Origin of the sequence: Nocardiopsis sp. NPDC006938, from assembly GCF_042869555.1 — a bacterium.
Lineage (GTDB): Bacteria > Actinomycetota > Actinomycetes > Streptosporangiales > Streptosporangiaceae > Nocardiopsis.
Map to the genome: position 1 here is coordinate 82,222 of NZ_JBIAGA010000009.1, position 18,244 is coordinate 100,465.

Genomic DNA, 18,244 nt, shown 5'->3' on the forward strand with positions numbered 1-18,244 from the left:
GCCACTTCTTCGCTCGTGTTCCTTTGGAGAACTTCCTGGCCCCCGGGCAGCGACCTCGAGGCCCGCAGGACACGGCGATCCAGCTCGCTGCCGCTCCGTCCAAGGTAGCGGAGAGGTTTCCGGGAGGTTGACAGCCAAGAGAGCCACAGGTCACACTCGCTATCAATCAACAAGAGAAACTATCACTCAATGATACCTGGTGCAATGATGAAGGTAGCCGTTCTGGGACTGGGCGAGGCGGGCGCGATCTTCGCGGAGGCCTACGCCGCCGCTGGTTGGCAGGCCGTCGGCTTCGATCCCGCGAGCACGGTGCGGACCCCCGAGGGCGTCGATCGGGCCCCGTCGACGGCGGAGGCCGTGGCCGGAGCGGACGTGGTCCTGAGCCTCGCGACGGCCGCGCACGCGGTCTCCGTCGCCCGCGAGGCCGCGTCCGCGTTGCGACCCGACGCCGTCTACATCGATCTCAACGCGGCCTCTCCGCAGGTCAAGACGGATGTGGCACGTACTGTCGATGGTGCGGCCCGCGTGGTCGACGGGGCCCTCATCGGTTCGGTCGTCAAGTTCGGGCCGAAGGTCGAGATCCTCCTCGCGGGGCCCGCGGCCGAGGAGGCCGCCCAGATGCTCAGAACCGTGGGCGCGAATGCCGAGCCGATCGGCGAGAACGTGGGTGCCGCGTCGGGGCGCAAGCTGCTGCGCAGCGTGTTCATGAAGGGGCTGGGTGCGCTGATCACCGAGGCCATGGACGCCGGAAGCGCGGCGGGCGAGCAGGAGTGGATGCGTGAGCAGGTGGCCGCCGCCCTCACGGACGGCGACGCCGCGCTGGAACGGCTGGACCATGGCACGCGGCTGCACGCCGTACGGCGCTCCCAGGAGCTGGACGCCAGCATCGCCCTGCTGGACGAACTCCACGTGGAAGCCCCCGTCAGCAACGGCGCGGCCGACCGTCACCGGCATCTGGCACGTGTGAGCGAACACCCCGACGAGCGGCTGATCGACGCCTACGCGACGATCCCCACCGCCGCCATCGGGGACGCGCGGGACCGGCTCGGCTTCCTGTCCTCCAGGATCAGGCCGGTCTGGGCCGGGGCCCGTCTGTCGGGACGCGCCCTGACGGTGCAGACACGGCCCGGTGACAACCGAGCCCTGCACCAGGCACTGACCGTCGCGCGCCCCGGTGACGTCCTGGTCGTGGACGGAGGGGGCGACGACTCCCGCGCGCTGTTGGGTGAGCTCATCGCCGAACGCGCCATCAATAAGGGAGTGCGCGGAATGGTGATCGACGGCGCGGTCCGTGACGCCGACGAACTGCGCGAGCTCGGCTTCCCCGTCTGGTCCGCCGCGATCTCCCCCGCGGGCCCCTACAAGGACGGGCCCGGCCACGTCGGTCGCACCATCGCGGTGGGCGGCGCGGTCTGTGCTCCAGGGGACATCGTGGTGGCCGACGGAGACGGGGTGTTCGTCGTACCGCGTCTGGAGGCCGAGCGGACCCTGGTCGGCGCCCGGCTCGTCCTCTCCGACGAGGCCGAGCGCCGCGAGGCCATCCGGAGGGAACGCGCGTGACGCACCCCTACCCCACCAGGTCGCTCCCCCGGGGCGACACACCGCCCGTCCACGGGCACCAGTACTCCCCTCCACCGAAAGTCGACCCATGCCGATCGCACTACTAGCCCTCGCGGCGTTCATCGCCGTGATCATCGTGTGGAACGTCGTGTTCAGGCGGAACATGGGTGAAGCCATGCTCCTCGGCCTCGTGGTCACCGCCCTGTTCGCCGGGACGCGTGCCCCGGAGTACCTCCTGGGAGGGCTGACCGACGCCCTCACCCACGACGTGCTCTTCGCGGCCCTGGCCTTCGTGTTCATGGCCTACCTCATCGACGCCACGGGGCTGATCCAGAAAATCCTTGCCATCCTCAACTCCGCGTTCGGGCGCGTCCGAGGCGGTCCCGCGTTCATCGACACGGCCGGTTCCGCCGTCTTCGGAGCCCTTTCCGGGTCCAACTCCGCGAACACCGCCTCCAGCGGGTCCTTCACCGGCCCCTGGATGGTGCGCACCGGGTGGTCCCCCACTCGGGCCGCCACCGTGCTCGCGGGCAACGGCGGGATGGGCGCCGCCCTGCCGCCCAGTGCCTCGATGGTCATCATGATCGGGTTCGCCGGGGGGATGGTCACCACAGGCCAGGTGTACCTGGGTCTCCTGATCGCCGGGCTGTACCAGATCCTGTTGCGCATCGGTCTGGTCACGTACTTCGTCCGCCGCGACGGTGTCTCCAAGGTGGACGAGCACGACCTGGTGCCGATGCGTACGTCGCTGCGTCAGGGTGCCGGCGCGCTGACGATCTTCCTCGGAGCGCTCATCCCCATCGCCTTCACCGTGGGCCCCCTGGCTACGTACCTGACCGAGTCCACTCCCCTGGGCGACGCGGTCGGCGACATCTCACTGCTCACCTGGATACCCGTCCTCATCATCGGTTTCTCCCTGATCGCCGGACGGGACCGTCTCCCACGGACGGTGCGCGACTGGTCCCGTCTGCTGGACGGCGCCCTGCCGAAGTTCGCGACCATCGGAGCCCTGCTGTTCTTTGCGATCGCCGCGAGCGAGATCCTGGGGCGCCTGGGTCTCGCGGAGGACGTCAACGTCATCCTGGAGTCCCTGCCCGTCGGTTCCACGGTGATGGTGGTGGTCGTCGGCCTGGTGGTCACCCTGGTCGCCGGTCCGCTCTCGTCCACGGCCACCCTGACGGCGGTCGGTCAGATCTCCTTGCTCGCACTGGTCGGCGTGGGGGTCGACCCGCTCCTCGCGATCATCGCGATCCTGGTGTTCGCTTCCACCGAGGGGGCCTCGCCTCCCGCCTCCGGCTCGATCTTCGTCGCCGCGGGTCTGACCGGGGCACGGCCGGAGAGCACCTTCCTGCCACTCATCGTCTACTACATGATCCCGATCTTCCTGATCGGCTGTCTGATCGGTTGGAACGTCCTTCCGATCCCGGGGGTATGACCGTGCTCGCTCTCAAGTCCCGAACCTTCGGCGTGGTTCGCGCGCTGTTCAAGATCGGTCTCGTCTGCTGCCTGGCGCTCGGAGCGCTCTTGGTCCTGGGGCAGATCGCCGGAGTCCTCATCCAACGTCCGGAGTGGGTGACCGGTGCCTCCGACCTGCTGTTCGTGCCGAGCGTGGGCGCGGCGGCGGCCTTCGGAGTCCTCGGCTTCATCGGCAACTACCTCACGCCGCAGGAGACCGCCCCCGAGGAGGACTGAGGTCCGGAACGGCGGGGTGGGGCGCATCGTGCCCCATCCCGCCGACGCGAGGTCCCGCTCAGGCGCCGCGTGCTCCACCGACCCGCTTCCGGAACTCCCCTCAGTCCGTGAGCGCGGTGTCCGGTTCGGTGATGCCAGGGTGCCGTGCGGGTCGCGGGTGCCGTGGACGGCCAGGATCAGGTTGCCGGTCTTCATCGCGTGGCTGCGGGCGTAGCCGCTTCTTCCTTTCTGGTGCCGGGTCAGCCGGCGCAGTCGGGGGTGTCCAGGGCCAGCCGGTAGCCGCGCTTGACCACGGTCTGGATGATCCGGGGGTCGCCGAGGGCGGTGCGCAGCCGGGCCACGGCGGTCTCGACGGCGTGGGCGTCGGCGTCCTCGCCCAGGCACGTGAGCAGTCGGGACCGGTCCAGGACCTGCCCGGGGCGGTGGGCCAGGGCCCGCACCAGCCGCATCAGGGTGGGAGAGAGCGGGTGGACGACGCCGTCGACCAGGACGGCGTGGCCGCGCGGGCGCAGGCGGTGTCCGGCCACGTCCAGCGTGGGGAAGCGGGCTGGCAGCTCCTCCGCGAGCCTGCGGACCTGGGAGCCGATCCGGGCCCGGGCGGGCCAGACGGTGGGGATGTCGTGGGCCATGAGCGGGCGCGCGGTCACCGGACCCACGCACATGGCCAGCACCTCGCCGCGCAGCGCGCGGACGAGGCCGTCCCCCTGGCCGGTGGCGCGGGCGCGGGCGAGCAGTCCGGCGGCGGCGGGCGCGCTGGTGAAGGTCACCGCGTCCACTCCCCCGCTGGTGACGGCCTCGATGAGCCGGTCCAGGGCGGCGGTGTCCTCGGGCGGGGTCCACCGGTAGACGGGCACCTCGACCACCTCGGCTCCGGCCAGGCGGAGCGCGGCGGTGAAGTCCGGCAGGGGCTCGCCGTGCAGTTGGACGGCCACGCGCAGGCCCTGGACGCCCTGGTCGAGCAGGTAGTCCAGGACCTCGGCGGAGGACTCCGAGGGCGGTGACCACTCCTCGGTGAGCCCGGCCGCGCGTATCGCTCCACGAGCCTTGGGTCCCCGGGCCAGCAGGCGGGAGGCGCGCATCCCGTCCAGGAGCCCTTCGGCGGTCCCCCACGTCTCACACGCCTCGACCCACCCACGGAAGCCGATCCCGGTGGTGGCCACGACGACGTCGGCGGGACGGCGCGCGAGTTCGTCGGAGACCGACGCCAGACGCTGGTCGTCGCTGAGCGGCACGATGCGCAGGGCGGGCGCGGCCACGACGTCGGCGCCCTTGCGGCGCAGCAGGGCGCTCATCTCCTCCGCCCTGCGCGCCGCCGTCACGGCCACGGTGAACCCGGCCAGCGGCGCGACGGTCGCGGGTTCGTTCCCCGGAGGAGTGGTGGCGGGGGCGGTGTTCACGGTGTTCCCCCCTCGACGGCGATCTGCACCGTGCCGCCCCTCTGGCGCACGGGCCAGGTGGTCAGGCGGGTGTCGTCGTCGAGTCCGGTACCGGTGCGCAGGGAGTAGACCTCCTTGAGCATGGGCGAGGTGATGGTGGGTTCCCCGCCCCGGTCACCGACGATGCCCCGGGAGATGACGGCGGCACCGGTGCGGGGGTCGATGTTGTCCACCGCGTACAGGTGGTGGTCGCGGGTGCGGAACAGGGCGACCTGCGCGCCGTTGGGGAGCAGCACGGCCACACCGTCCTCGACGCGCAGCAGGTGTGCGGGGCAGACGTCGGTCCAGGTGGTGGCGGGTGCCTGCGTGGTGACGGTCATCGGGTGGCCTCCTGCGGTCGTCGGGCGGGCATGCCCAGGTTCACGGACGCGGTGTCGGGCACCCGCTGGTCGCGGGCGGTGGTGAAGCTGATCGTGGGGTCGGGTGTGTGGGGGGCGTTGGCGAAGGACACGAACCGGGAGAGCTTGTCCGGGTCGGCCAGGACGGCGGCCCACTCGTCGGCGTAGGAGGCCACGTGGCGGTCCATGGCCTCCTCCAGCTCGGCGGCGACGCCCAGGGAGTCGTGGACGACGACGTCGCGCAGGTGGTCCAGGCCGCCTTCGAGGGACTCGATCCACGGCGCGGTGCGCTGGAGGCGGTCGGCGGTGCGCACGTAGAACATCAGGAACCGGTCGATGTAGCGGATGAGGGTGGGCTCGTCCAGGTCACCGGCCAGGAGCTCGGCGTGGCGGGGCGTGAACCCGCCGTTGCCGCCCACGTACAGGTTCCAGCCCTGGTCGGTGGCGATCACCCCGAAGTCCTTGCCCCGGGCCTCGGCGCACTCGCGGGCGCATCCGGAGACCGCGGACTTGAGCTTGTGGGGTGACCGTAGGCCCCGATAGCGCTCCTCCAGGCGGATGGCCAGCCCCACCGCGTCCTGGACCCCGTAGCGGCACCACGTGGTGCCCACACACGACTTGACCGTGCGCAGGGCCTTGCCGTAGGCGTGTCCGGACTCGAACCCGGCCTCCACCAGGCGCGCCCAGATCGCGGGCAGCTGCTCCAGCCGGGCGCCGAACAGGTCGATCCGCTGGCCGCCGGTGATCTTGGTGTAGAGGTCGAAGTCGCGTGCCACCTCGCCGATGACGATCAGTTTGGCGGGGGTGATCTCACCGCCGGGGACGCGCGGCACGACCGAGTAGGTGCCGTTGCGCTGGATGTTGGCCAGGTAGCGGTCGTTGGTGTCCTGGAGGGTGGCCTGTTCGCCCTCCAGGATGTGGCCGTGGCCCAGCGAGGCCAGGATGGAGGCGACGGCGGGCTTGCAGACGTCGCATCCGTGCCCGGTGCCGTGGGCGGCGATCAGGCCGGAGAAGGTGGCGGTACCGGTCGCGCGGACGATCTCGACGAGGTCCGCGCGGGACTGGGGGAAGTGCTCGCACAGGGCCCTGGACTGCTCGATCCCGGACTGGCCGAGGATCTGTTTGAGCACGGGAACGCAGGAGCCGCAGCTGGTGCCCGCCCTGGTACAGGCCTTGAGGGCGGGGACGTCGTGGTGCCCGTCGGCGATGGCGTCGGTGAGGTCGCCCTTCGTGACGGCGTTGCAAGAACAGATCTGCGCCGTGTCGGGCAGGGCGTCCGTACCGGCGCCGGTGGTGCCCTCGGGCGTGATCAGGGCGAGCGGGTCACCGGGCAGCGGCGATCCGACCAGGGGGCGCAGGGTGGCGTAGGCCGAGGCGTCCCCGACCAGGACTCCGCCGAGCAGCGTGGTGGCGTCGTCCGAGACCACGAGCTTGGCGTAGCGGCCGCCCGCGGCGTCGTTGACGACCACGTCCAGGGCCCCGGGGGCGCGTCCGTGGGCGTCACCGAAGCTGGCCACCTCCACCCCGAGGAGTTTGAGCCGCGTGGAGGTGTCGGCACCGGTGAAGGTGGCCGTACCGCCCAGGAGGCGGTCCGCGACGACCTCGGCCATGGCGTTGCCGGGGGCGATGAGGCCGTAGACGGTGCCCCGGTGGTGGGCGGCCTCGCCGACCGCGTGGACGCGGGGGTCGCTGGTGGTGCAGGTGTCGTCGACGACGATCCCGCCGCGTTCGGCCACCCGGAGTCCGGCGGCGCGGGCGAGGTCGTCGCGGGGGCGGATGCCCACGGAGAACACGACCAGGTCGGTGTCGAGGTGGGTGCCGCCGTCGAGGGTCAGGCGGGCGGCCCGACCCCCGGGCGAGGGTTCGACACCGGTCGAGGCGGTGCCGGTGTGCACGTGGACGCCCAGGTCGCTCACCAGGGTGCGCAGCAGGGACGCCGCGCCCCGGTCGAGTTGTGCGGGCATCAGGTGCGGGGCGAGTTCGACCACGTGCGCCTCCAGGCCCAGCAGACGCAGGGCGTTGGCGGCCTCCAGGCCCAGCAGGCCGCCGCCGACGACCACACCGGTGCTGGCGCCCCGGGCGGAGGCGGTGATGGCCTCCAGGTCCTCGATGGTGCGGTACACGTGGCAGCCGGGCAGGTCGCGGCCGGGAACGGGCGGCACGAACGGGGTGGAGCCGGTGGCCAGGACCAGGCGGTCGTAGGGCAGCACCCGTCCGCTGGCGGTGGTCACGGTGCGACGGTCACGGTCGACGGCGGTGGCGCGTTCGTCGACGTGCACGTCGACGGCGGGGCCGGACAGGTCTCCCAGGGACAGGTCGTCGGCGCTGGCCCCGTCGAAGTAGGAGGACAGGGCGACGCGGTCGTAGGCCGCGCGGGGTTCCTCCCCCACCACGGTGACGTGCCAGCGCCGGTCGGTGTCGCGGTCCCGGAGGGCCTCGACGAGCCGGTGGCCGACCATGCCGTTGCCGATGACGACGAGTTCTTCCATGGTGTGCGCGGCTCCTCCTGGTACGGGGGCGGACTCTCCCCAGGCAACCTTCCGGGTGTTTCCCCGTGGTCAGCCGCCTGTGTCACGGTTGTTTCGTTGTGCCGACTCCTGGGGCGGGCGGCGTGTGATGCGCGGTCCGGGGTCAGCCGACCGGTGTGCCCCGCAGGCGCTCCAGCAACGCCCCCACGTCGCGCACGCACCCTCCGCAGCCGGTCGTGGCACGGGTGAGTTCGGCGACGGCCTCGCGGGTACGGGCCCCGTCCAGCCACGCCTTCTCGATGTCGGAACGGCTGACCGCGTTGCAGCGGCACACCGGTGCCTGCGCCTCCTCCCGGGTCGCGGCGACGGCGGTGGGCGGCCGCTGGAGGAGGGCGAGGCGGTCGGAGGGCACCGGGGCGCCGGTGTCGTAGAGCTGGGACAGGGTGGCGGCGGCCTCGGGGAAGCCCAGCAGCACGGCGCCCACCACCCGTTCACGGCGCACCGAGAGCTTGGCGTACCGGCCGCCGTGGGGGTCGCTGATGGTGACGGTCTCCAGCCCCGGGGCGTCGTCCTCCTCGTGGACCCGCCCGAACGCGGTCAGTTCGATGCCCTCGGCCTTGAGCCGGGTCAGCGGTCGGGCCCCGGTGTAGGCGGCCTGCGGCGCGGCACCGGTCAGGCGCCGGGCCAGCACGGCGGCCTGTTCCCAGCCCGGCTGGACGAGCCCGGCACCGCCGCCGGGGTGCTCGGCGCAGTCACCGATGGCGTGGACCCGGGGGTCGGAGGTGGCCAGGCGGTCGTCCACGACCACACCGTGATCGACCACGATCCCGGCCCGAGCGGCGAGTTCGGTGTTGGCGCGTACCCCGGCCGCGACCACCAGGGCGTCGCCGGGCAGGACGGTGCCGTCGTCCAGTTCCAGACCGGTACCGGGAACCCAGCGCGCGGCGGCCCGGCCCGCGTGCACCGCCACCCCCAGGGCGGTGTACCCGGCGGCCAGGACCCGCGCGGCGCCCTGGTCGACCTGTCGGCACATGATCCAGGGCGCGGACTCCACGACGGACACCCGCGTCCCCCGGGCCACCAGGCCGCGCGCGGCCTCCAGGCCCAGGACCCCGCCGCCCAGCACCACCACGGGGGCGCCGGGCCGGGCCAGGGCGACGATGCGCTGGCAGTCCTCCAGGTCGCGCAGCGTGCACACCCCCTCTCCCGGACCGCCCTCGGGGGCGCGCACGCCGGGGACCGGCGGGAGCGCGGCGCGCGCCCCGGTGGCCAGGACGAGTTCGTCGTAGGGCAGGCGGGTCCCGTCGTCCAGGCAGAGGGCCCTCCGCCGCGTGTCCAGGGCGGTGGCGGACACACCGGTGCGGACGGTGACCCCCGGACCACCGGGGGCGGGCAGCCGGATCTGGTCGGGTCCGTAGTCCCCGGCGAGCACACCCGAGAGCAGAACGCGGTTGTAGGCGGGGTGCCGTTCCGCGCCGACCACGCTGACGCGGACGCGGTTCCCCGCCGGGTCCAGCCGGGCCGCCTCCTCCGCGAAGCGGGCGCCGACCATACCGTTCCCGACGACCACGACTCGGCGCGGCGACGTCCTCTGCGCGGTGTTCACCTGGGGCCTCCTGGCGTGGGTGTGTCCGCCGGGTCCGGGGCTCCTCGCCCCGGGCCGGGCGGTTCGGGTTCCAGGCGTACGACGCTCACCTTGAACTCGGGCATCCGGCTGACGGGGTCCAGCGCCGGGTGGGTGAGGTTGTTGGCGGCCTGCTCACCGGCGAAGTGGAAGGGCAGGAACACCGTGTCCAGACGGGCGGTGGGTTCCAGGCGCACCCGGGCGCGGGTGTGTCCCCGGCGGGAGGTGACGCGGGCCCAGTCACCGGCGGCCAGGCCCGAGCGCGCGGCCGTGGCGGGGTGTACCTCCACGTACGCCTCGGGCTCGGCGTCGTCGAGTTCGGCCACGCGGCGCGTCTGGGCTCCGGACTGGTAGTGGCCCATCAGCCTGCCGGTGGTGGCCACCAGGGGGTACTCGTCATCGGTGGTCTCGGCGGGGTCGCGGTGGGCGACCGGTGCGAGGCGGGCGCGCCCGTCGGGGTGGGCGAAGGCCTCCAGGAACAGGCGGGGTGTGGACCCGGTGGGGGCCCGGACCGGCCAGTACAGCGCCTGGCCGTCGGCCAGGCGCCGAGGGGTGACCCCGGAGTAGTCGGCCGGGCCTCCGGCGGAGGCGCGGCCGAGTTCGGCCAGGACGGCGTCGGGGTCGGTGGGGAAGCGTCCGACGGGTTGTCCCAACCGCACGGCCAGGGCGGAGAGGACCTCCAGGTCGGTCCACACCCCCTCGGGCGGGGCGGTCGCGGGGGCGCGGCGGAGCACGCGGCCCTCCAGATTGGTCATGGTCCCGCCCTCCTCCGCCCACTGGGCCACGGGCAGGACCACGTCGGCCGTGGCGGCGGTCTCCGAGAGCACGAAGTCGGCCGCCACCAGCAGGTCGAGGGAGTCCAGGCGGTCGCGGACGCGCGCGGTGTGGGGAGCCGACACCAGGGGGTTGGAGCCGAACAGCAGGAGGGCGCGCGGCCCGTCGGGGCCGCCCAGGGCGTCGAGGAGTTCGAAGGCCGAGCGGCCCGGACCGGGCAGGGAGCGGGGGTCCACTCCCCACACCCCGGCCACGTGTTCGCGCGCGTCCGGGTCGTCGATACGGCGGTACCCGGGCAGCTGGTCGGCCTTCTGCCCGTGTTCACGGCCTCCCTGGCCGTTCCCCTGACCGGTGATACACCCGTAGCCCGAACCGTGGCGGCCGGGCAGGCCCAGGGCCAGCGCCAGGTTGATCCAGGCCGACACCGTGTCGGTGCCCTTGGCGTGCTGTTCTGTGCCGCGGCCGGTGAGGACATAGGCCGACCGGTTTCCGGCGGCCCGGCCCAGTAGGTCGGCGGCGGCGCGGACGCTCGCGGCGGGCACACCGGTGACCCGTTCGGTCCGTTCGGGCCACCAGGCCGCGGCGTGCTCCCAGGCGGCGTCGAACCCGGTGGTGCGCTCGGCGAGGAACGGCTCGTCGCACCAGCCCCGCACACGTGCCGCGTGCAGCAGGCCCAGTGCCAGGGCGAGGTCGGTGCCGGGCCGGGGAGCCAGGTGGAGGCCGCCCTGGTCGAGGGCGACCCGTGCGGTGGCCGACCGGCGCGGGTCGATGACGATGAGGGTGGGCGCGCGGAGGTGTCCCATCATCGGTGGCATGGTCTCGGCGGGGTTGGCCCCGGCGAGCAGGACCGTCTCCGCCTCGGCCACGTCGGTCAGGGGGAAGGGCATGCCCCGGTCCAGGCCGAAGGCGCGCGTACCGGCGGCGGCCGCCGAGGACATGCAGAACCGGCCGTTGTAGTCGATCTGTGAGCTGGCCAGGGCCAGGCGCGCGAACTTGCCCAGGGTGTAGGACTTCTCGTTGGTCAGGCCGCCACCGCCGAAGACCGCGACGGAGTCGGGCCCTGACGCGGCGCGCAGGGCCAGCAGACGCTCCGCGACGTGGTCCAGGGCGGTGTCCCAGTCGGTCTCGACCAACTCGCCGCCGCGCCTCTCGCGCAGCAGGGGGCGGGTGAGCCGGTCGGGCACGGTGAGGACCTCGGCGGCGGTCCACCCCTTACGGCACAGGCCGCCCCGGTTGGTCGGGAAGGGAGCGGGGCGGGCGGCCAGACGCCCGTCCGGTCCGGGCTCCAGGCTCATGGCGCACTGGAGCGCGCAGTACGGGCAGTGGGTCGTGGTCATCGGGCCGTGACCGGGACGAGCTGGTCGGCGGAGGCGGGGCTCGCGGGACGACGCAGGTACACCGCCCAGGTAACCATGGCGCAGAGCAGGTAGAACGCGCCGAAGGCGACGAAGGCGGGCGCTGTGGAACCGGTCGCCGCGAAGGACTCGCGGAAGCCGACGTTGATGCCCACGCCGCCCAGTGCGCCGACCGCGCCGATCAGGCCGAGCATGGAGGAGGCCACGCGCTTGGTGCGGGCCAGGGCCTGCTCCCGGGGTTCACCGGCGGCGATGGCGTCCTCGGCCCGGGCCGCGTAGATGGAGGGGATCATCTTGTAGGTGGAGCCGTTGCCCAGGCCGGTGAGGACGAACATCACCGCGAACGCGCCGATGAACAGGGTCAGTTGACTGGCCTGGACGGCCAGGACGAGCACGGCGGAGCAGGCGGCCATGGCGGCGAAGACCCACAGGGTGACGCGGGCACCGCCCAGGGAGTCGGCCAGTCGGCCGCCGACCGGCCGGATGAGCGAGCCCAGGACCGGGCCCAGGACGGCGATCCCCGCGGCCTGCACGGGCTCCAGGCCGAACTGGGCCTGGAGCAGGAGACCGAAGGCGAACCCGGTGCCGATGAAGGAGCCGAAAGTGCCCACGTACAGCAGGGACATGATCCAGAAGTGGTGGTCGCGGGTGGCTGACAGCTGCGCGGCCGCGTCGGCGCGCACGTGCACGAGGTTGTTCATGGACCGGTACGCCCACCAGGCGGAGAGCAGGATCAGCGGCGCGTAGAAGAGCGGGACCAGGTATCCGGCGGAGGTGGTGAACAGGGCGATGACGGCCAGCCCGACCAGCTGGACCGTGGCGACTCCGATGTTGCCTCCGCCCGCGTTGAGGCCCAGGGCCCACCCCTTCTCCCGTTCGGGGAAGTAGGAGTTGATGTTGGCCATGGAGGAGGAGAAGTTGCCGCCGCCCAGGCCCGCGGTGGCGGCCAGGACCAGCAGCAGCCAGAAGGGGGTGTCGGGGTCGCGGACCAGGAAGAAGGCGGCCACGGTCGGGACGATCAGCGCCAGGGTGGCGACGACGGTCCAGTTGCGCCCGCCGAAGACGGGCACGGCCAGGGTGTAGGGCACGCGAAGGACGGCGCCGACCAGGGTGACCACCGACAGCAGCAGGAACTTCTGCTCGGGGGTGGTGGTGAAGCCGTGCTCGGGGGTCATGAACAGTACGAGCACCGACCAGATGCTCCACACCGAGAAGCCGATGTGTTCGGAGGCGATGGAGGCCCAGAGGTTGCGGCGGGCCACCCGGCGCCCCCCGGCGTCCCAGAACGCCTCGTCCTCGGGGTCCCAGCGGGAGATCCAGCTCCTGCCTGTGCGCGGCGCGCGTTGGCCTGTTCCGGTCACGGCTGGTGCCTTCCTGCTCGGCGGCTGTCGACGAACCGACGATAGGGAGGCCTCGTTGCCTGGGGGTGTCCTTTGATGACACGCACGGAGACAGTCCGCTCACCGAGCGGGCACGGTCATGGTGAGAACCCCCGTCACCGCTGGTGGGGGGATGGTGGTACGCCAGCTTGGCCGCGACGGACACCCGACTGTGAACAGAGTCACCCCCGCTGGCCGTGGCGCCCGTGACCGCATCCGGTCACCTCGGACGGTCATGGGCACTGCCGGTGCTAGACACGAGCTGTGTGTGCCATTCTCTCTTCCTCCGTACCGCGCCTGCTGATACCCCTCGCGACCCTGGCGTTGGCTGCCACGGCCTGCGGTCCAAGTGAAGGAATACCCCTGAGCGACCCGCCGAGCGAGGGTGCCGTGGACGAGCGGCATCCCCCTGACCTGACTGCTCCGGGGATCTTGACCGCCGACTGCGGATCGGCGGAGGTGACCCTCACCCTCTTCTCCGACGAGGACGGCAGCGAGCTCGCCGCCCGAACCTTCGACACCGACTCCGTAACCGGCGGGGAGTCCGAGGACTTCCCCTTCGGTCGCGAGGTACGGCCGCAGGAGGGGTCGGTACGCGGTGTCGACTGTGGCAGCAGAGATCCCTTCCTCAACGACCGCGAGTTCCTCTTCGTCTCCTTCGTCGAAGAGGTCGACGGCACGGAGGTCAACGGTTTCGGTGTGGTCGACGAGTCCGGTACCCTCACCGCCCTGAGTCCGAGCCAGGACACCGGGGACTTCACGCTTCTGAGCGACTACACCAGCCCCCACCTCGATCATGAGGAGAATCGGATCGTCTTCGTCGAGCGGAAGGGCGACGCAGTCGACGGGACAGTCCACGGTCTCGACCTCGGTTCAGGCGAGATCACGCGGATCGGTGAGTGCGAGACCCACTGCCACAAGATCACGCTCCCGCCCGGAGCTGGGGGTCCCTTCTTCGGACTCGCCACACGCCGGATAGTGGTCGACCCTGAAAGCGGCCTCGCTGCCGCGTCCTACGGTGCCTACGATTCATCCGTCTTCCTGTTCGACCCCGATTCCGAGTACGGGGGGTCGGACGGGTTTCCCACGTTCTCCCACACCACCGGCAAGCTGGCGAACGTGATCGGCGAGGTCGCCCACATGTTCGAGGGCCCCAGCCTCCTGGTCGAGAACGACGAGCTGACCGTGGTGGAGTTCACCGCCGAGGACCTCACCGCGGACGGAGCGGTGGGCGACGACCTCGGCTCCCGGACCCTGGTGCCTCCGAGCGAGCGCACCAACACCTCGCCGCAGCCCTCCCCGGACGGCACCGAGATCGTCTTCCTCTCGGAGACCGAATCCGGTGAGGCGAGCTGGTACCGCGTGCCCTTCGACGGCTCTACAGAGCCCGAGCGGATCTCCGACGTGCCCGCCGAGCACCTGGGGTCGACCATCGTCGCCTGGCAGTGACGCCCGCGACATCCCGGGTACCGGGCAGCGGCGACGACCTCTTGGAACCGGGACGTGTCCGTCCACGACCGCCCGCCCGGACCGCCGGTCCCTCGTCCCACGCCCGGGGGTGACTGAGGTCAGCCCCTCGTGGGAGGACGCCCGGACACGCGTGCGCGCCGCCGGTGTCCCCGGCGGCGCGCACGGTGCGACGGCCTCAGTCCACGCCCGCGGCCTCCAGGGTCCGGCGGTCGGGGGCCTTGGTGAGAAGGCTCGCGGCGACCAGGGCGAGCACGGCGGCGGGCAGTGCCACGATCACCCCGTTGAAGCCGCCCGGGGCACCGGCCACCTCCCAGCCGATGGTGACGGCGGTACCGGTGATCAGGGCGGCCACGGCGCCCGCCGTGGTGGCGCGCTTCCAGAACAGGACCGCCAGCACGGCGGGGGTGATCGCCGCGCCGTAGATCGTGTACGAGTACATCTGGAGGTCGAGGACGGTCGGGAAGTACAGGCCCAGGGCGACCGCGACCAGGGCGATGGCGACCACGGACAGGCGCTGCACGATCAGGGTGCCACGCTCGCCCACCTTGCCCCCGCTGAACCTGGCGAACAGGTCGAAGGCGATGTTGGAGGCACCGGAGAGCATGAACGACGAACCGGTGGTGACGACGAACGCGACGGCACCGGCCAGCAGCAGCCCGCCGATGAGCGTGGGCAGGTGGCCGTCGGTGGCCAGGCGCAGGACCGACTCGTCGCCGTTGATCCCGGGCATGAGCACGGCCGCCGAGGTGGCCAGCATGATCACGGGGACGAACACGAAGAAGCTCGCGATGAGCATGCCCAGCGTGGAGTTGCGGGCGGAGCGTTCGTCCTTGGCGGCGGCCAGCCGCTGGTAGAGGTTCTGGTCGGCCAGCAGGAGCAGGAACAGCGGGAGGAAGTAGCCGAGCAGCTGGAGCGGGCTGAGGCCGCCGCTGGGAGTGCGGGCCGCCTCGGGCAGTCCCTCCCAGTAGACGGGCAGTCCGCCGACCGCGACCAGGATCAGCGGCACCGCCACGATCAGCGCGCCGAAGACGAGGATGGCCGAGACGAAGTCGGTGTAGGCGACGGAGAACAGACCGCCGGTGACGGTCAGGATCGTCACGACGGCGGCGACGATCAGCGCGCCCTGGGTCGTGGTGAGCGGCGTGATCAGGGAGAGGACGTATCCGCCGCCGACGAACTGCGAGGCGACCAGACCGACGTAGGCGATGGTGGTGACCACCGCCGCGACGGTGCGCACCCCACTGCCGAAGCGGGCTTCGAGCAGTTCGGGCACGGTGTGGCGGGCGGCCCTGCGGATGCGGCGGGCGGCCAGCAGCAGGACGAGGATGCCCAGTGGCGTGCCGGCGAAGAAGATCATGCCGGCCATGGGGCCGTAGTTGTAGGCGAAGTTCGCGCCACCGATGATCGTGCCCGATCCGACCCAGGTCACGATGAGCGTGGCGATCATGACGGGTGTGGACAGGCTCCGCCCGGCGAAGAGGAAGTCCTCACCGGTGCGGACCTTGGAGGACCGGGAGTAGTACAGGCCGATCCCGACCATCACCAGCAGGTAGGCGGTGATGAGGACCAGGTGGGTCGTTTGCATGGGCTGCCTCAGGAGGGGACACGATGGGGTGAACGGCGGGTGAAGCCCGATGTAACCAGCAACGATGCCCCGAATGCAATGCTTGTTGCAATTGGTGTGACCCAGATCACCCTAGAAGAGGTCGGCTCGCCGCCAGAACTCCTCGGCCCGCCGGACCGACTCCAGCGCCGCGTCGCCCCCGATCCTGGCCAGTTCCGCGAGCACCGCGTGCACGACCGTCATCGCCGCCGTCAGGGACGGGAACATGCCCACCCCCTCACTGGGTACGGCCACGACGTGGTCGGCCAGCGCCCCCAGGGGCGAGTCCCGCCGGTCGGTGATGAGGGCGATCGCCACCGACTCCTCGGCGGCGATCTCCACCGCGCGACGCAGCCCGACCGGGAGCATCCACAGGTCGCAGACCACGAGCAGGTCGCCCTCTCCCATCCGTGCCAGGGCGTTGGCCAGGGCGGTGCCTCCGGAGTCGTGGAGGCGCACGTCGTAGCCCATGATCCCGGCGGCGTGGGAGAGCTGCACGCCCGGAGCCGCGAAGGTGCCCGAGCCCAGGACCAGGGTGTTCCGTGCCCCGTGGATGGCGGCGGCCACGGCCCGCACCCGGTCGGGTTCGAGCGTCCGCTCCAGGAGTCGCAGGTTCTCCCGGTCCGAGCGCACCGCCGCGCGCACCGGGTCGGTGTCGGAGCCCGCGTGCTCGGCCAGCACCTCTCCCGCGCTGAGCGAGGCCAGGTAGCGCGAACGCAGCTCGACGCGCAGGGCGGGCCACCCGGTGAAGCCGAGCTGCTGGGCCGCGCGGACCACGGTGGCGACGTTGACCTCCGCCCTGGACGCCACCTCGGCGGCGGTCGCGTAGGAGGCGAACCGGGGCTCGTCCCGCAGGACGTGCAGGACCCTCTCGCTGGCCCTGCCCAGGCGCCCCCGCGCGAGCGTCTCCTCGATCCAGTCCGCCATCAGTCCTCCTCCGTTCGAGCGGTCCGGACCACCCGGGTCGCGCCCATCCAGCGATACCACCCCCGCTCGACAACCGAGGCCCGGTGCAACGTATATTGCATCTCGTCGCCGCGAATCGACCCGCGACGGACCGCGCACCCGACCCTGGAGGTTCCCCGTGACCGACGGCCCCCGGCCCACCGCCTACACGAACACGGCCCTGCTCGACCCCGAGACCGGCACCCGGACCCCCGGGTCCTGGCTGCTCGTCGAGGACGGCGTCATCGCGGCGCGCGGCACGGGCGAGGTGCCGGTCTCCGTCACCGACCGCGCGGAGACGGTCGACCTCGGCGGGGCCACCCTCATGCCCGGCCTCGTCGACGCCCACGTCCACGTCACCGCGCTCAGCGCGGACCTCGGCGCGGTCGGTGACCACTCCCCCTCCTACGTCGCGGCCTTCGCCGCCCGGTCCCTGTCCGACATGCTGGGGCGCGGCTTCACCACGGTGCGCGACGTGGGCGGCGCCGACTGGGGTCTGGCCGAGGCCGTGGACGACGGGCTCGTGGACGGCCCCCGCCTCGTGTTCGGCGGCAAGGCGCTCTCCCAGACCGGAGGGCACGGCGACTTCCGGCCGCGCGGGCGACACGGCACCGACCAGCACGGGTGCTGCCCCGGCGCGGGGCTGGTCTGCGACGGCCCCGTCGAGTTCCGCAAGGCCGCGCGTGAACAGCTCCGCACCGGCGCCCACCACGTCAAGGTGATGCTCTCGGGCGGAGTGGCCTCCCCCACCGACCGGATCGACTCCACCCAGTCCTCCGAGGACGAACTGCGGGCGGTCGTCGAGGAGGCCGAGGCCGCCAACCGGTACGTCACCGGGCACGCCTACACCGCGCGGGCGGTCAACCGGGGCCTGCGCCTGGGTGTGCGCTGCATCGAGCACGGCAACCTCATCGACCAGAGCAGTGTGGAGCTGTTCGTGGAGCACGGGGCCTTCCTGGTACCGACCCTGGTCACCTACCGCGAACTGTCGCGCCAGGGCGCGCGCAACGGGCTTCCCGCCGAGAGCCAGGCCAAGGTGGACACGGTGCTGCACAAGGGGCTGGAGGCCCTGCGGATGGCGCACGAGGGCGGCGTGCGCCTGGTGTTCGGCACGGACCTGCTCGGCGGGATGCAGGCGCACCAGAGCGCCGAGTTCGCCCTTCGCGGCGAGGTCCAGCCCGCGGCCGACGTGGTGCGCTCGGCCACCAGTGAGGCGGCCGCGCTCCTCGGACTGGAGGGCGAGATCGGCACGTTGCGCACGGGGGCGCGGGCCGACCTGATCGTCGTGGACGGCGACCCGCTTTCCGACCTCACCCTGCTGGCCGAACCGGAGCGCGGTGTGCGCGCGGTCCTGCGCGACGGTGTGATCCGCCGCTCCCGCGCGTAGCGGAAGCGGGGAACGGGGGCCGGTCGGACCGGATCGGCCGGACGGCCCCCGTCAGCGACGGTTGCCGAACCACCCGGCCGAGGGCCCCCGGGCCCGCGGCCCCCGGGGGGGGGGGGGGGCACCCCCCGGGGCGGGGGGCCGCCCGGCCGAACCGGGCCCCCCGGCCCCCGTACCCCCGTACCCCAACGGCGGGGGCCGGCGGGGACAACCGGG

13 protein-coding genes are annotated in these 18,244 nt (G+C 72.4%); 5 read left to right on the forward strand and 8 right to left on the reverse strand.

Annotated elements, in window-relative coordinates; all coding sequences use genetic code 11:
• Positions 1-207: 207 nt before the first annotated feature.
• The 3 genes from ACFYL4_RS15535 (at position 208) to ACFYL4_RS15545 (ending at position 3,252) form a co-directional block, all read left to right on the forward strand.
• On the forward strand, positions 208-1,560 hold the full coding sequence (locus tag ACFYL4_RS15535; protein WP_357759180.1) for an NAD(P)-binding domain-containing protein: 1,353 nt from the start codon (positions 208-210) through the stop codon (positions 1,558-1,560).
• An 88-nt stretch (positions 1,561-1,648) separates the two neighbouring features.
• Complete coding sequence (locus ACFYL4_RS15540; RefSeq protein ID WP_357759178.1) at positions 1,649-2,995, forward strand: TRAP transporter large permease subunit; 1,347 nt, start codon at positions 1,649-1,651, stop codon at positions 2,993-2,995.
• Positions 2,992-3,252 carry a hypothetical protein gene (locus ACFYL4_RS15545; protein ID WP_357759176.1) on the forward strand — a complete coding sequence of 87 codons (261 nt, stop codon included), beginning with the start codon at positions 2,992-2,994 and terminating at the stop codon, positions 3,250-3,252. Before ACFYL4_RS15540 ends, ACFYL4_RS15545 begins: the two co-directional genes overlap by 4 nt.
• Positions 3,253-3,491: 239 nt before the next feature.
• Here ACFYL4_RS15545 and ACFYL4_RS15550 read toward each other — a convergent pair whose 3' ends face one another.
• From ACFYL4_RS15550 to ACFYL4_RS15575, 6 genes are all read right to left on the reverse strand, one after another.
• A complete protein-coding gene (locus ACFYL4_RS15550) occupies positions 3,492-4,649 on the reverse strand; it encodes a uroporphyrinogen-III synthase (protein ID WP_357759173.1) in 1,158 nt (385 codons plus the stop codon).
• Positions 4,646-5,008, reverse strand: coding sequence for a nitrite reductase small subunit NirD (gene nirD / locus ACFYL4_RS15555; RefSeq protein WP_357759170.1), 363 nt, complete (start codon positions 5,006-5,008; stop codon positions 4,646-4,648). Before nirD ends, ACFYL4_RS15550 begins: the two co-directional genes overlap by 4 nt.
• Positions 5,005-7,515, reverse strand: coding sequence for a nitrite reductase large subunit NirB (gene nirB, locus ACFYL4_RS15560; protein WP_387518895.1), 2,511 nt, complete (start codon positions 7,513-7,515; stop codon positions 5,005-5,007). Before nirB ends, nirD begins: the two co-directional genes overlap by 4 nt.
• Positions 7,516-7,657: 142 nt before the next feature.
• Positions 7,658-9,100: an FAD-dependent oxidoreductase gene (locus ACFYL4_RS15565; RefSeq protein WP_387518897.1), complete on the reverse strand. Its 1,443-nt coding sequence runs from the start codon at positions 9,098-9,100 to the stop codon at positions 7,658-7,660.
• A complete protein-coding gene (locus ACFYL4_RS15570) occupies positions 9,097-11,229 on the reverse strand; it encodes a molybdopterin oxidoreductase family protein (RefSeq protein WP_387518899.1) in 2,133 nt (710 codons plus the stop codon). Before ACFYL4_RS15570 ends, ACFYL4_RS15565 begins: the two co-directional genes overlap by 4 nt.
• Entirely contained in the window at positions 11,226-12,608 is a 1,383-nt protein-coding gene (locus ACFYL4_RS15575) for a nitrate/nitrite transporter (RefSeq protein ID WP_357759159.1), read from the reverse strand. Before ACFYL4_RS15575 ends, ACFYL4_RS15570 begins: the two co-directional genes overlap by 4 nt.
• Positions 12,609-13,016: 408 nt before the next feature.
• On the opposite strand from ACFYL4_RS15575, the gene ACFYL4_RS15580 reads away from it, so the two are divergent.
• The gene (locus ACFYL4_RS15580; RefSeq protein ID WP_387518902.1) at positions 13,017-14,075 is read left to right on the forward strand and encodes a hypothetical protein; all 1,059 of its coding nucleotides are present in this window, start codon (positions 13,017-13,019) and stop codon (positions 14,073-14,075) included.
• A gap of 196 nt (positions 14,076-14,271) precedes the next feature.
• On the opposite strand, the gene ACFYL4_RS15585 is transcribed toward ACFYL4_RS15580, so the two are convergent.
• Both ACFYL4_RS15585 and ACFYL4_RS15590 read right to left on the reverse strand, forming a co-directional pair.
• Positions 14,272-15,681 carry a sodium:solute symporter gene (locus ACFYL4_RS15585; RefSeq protein WP_387518903.1) on the reverse strand — a complete coding sequence of 470 codons (1,410 nt, stop codon included), beginning with the start codon at positions 15,679-15,681 and terminating at the stop codon, positions 14,272-14,274.
• A 111-nt stretch (positions 15,682-15,792) separates the two neighbouring features.
• Positions 15,793-16,626 carry a MurR/RpiR family transcriptional regulator gene (locus tag ACFYL4_RS15590; protein WP_357759152.1) on the reverse strand — a complete coding sequence of 278 codons (834 nt, stop codon included), beginning with the start codon at positions 16,624-16,626 and terminating at the stop codon, positions 15,793-15,795.
• 157 nt (positions 16,627-16,783) lie between these two features.
• Here ACFYL4_RS15590 and ACFYL4_RS15595 point away from each other — a divergent pair, with 157 nt between their 5' ends.
• Positions 16,784-18,031, forward strand: coding sequence for an amidohydrolase family protein (locus ACFYL4_RS15595; RefSeq protein ID WP_387518904.1), 1,248 nt, complete (start codon positions 16,784-16,786; stop codon positions 18,029-18,031).
• Positions 18,032-18,244 lie beyond the last annotated feature (213 nt).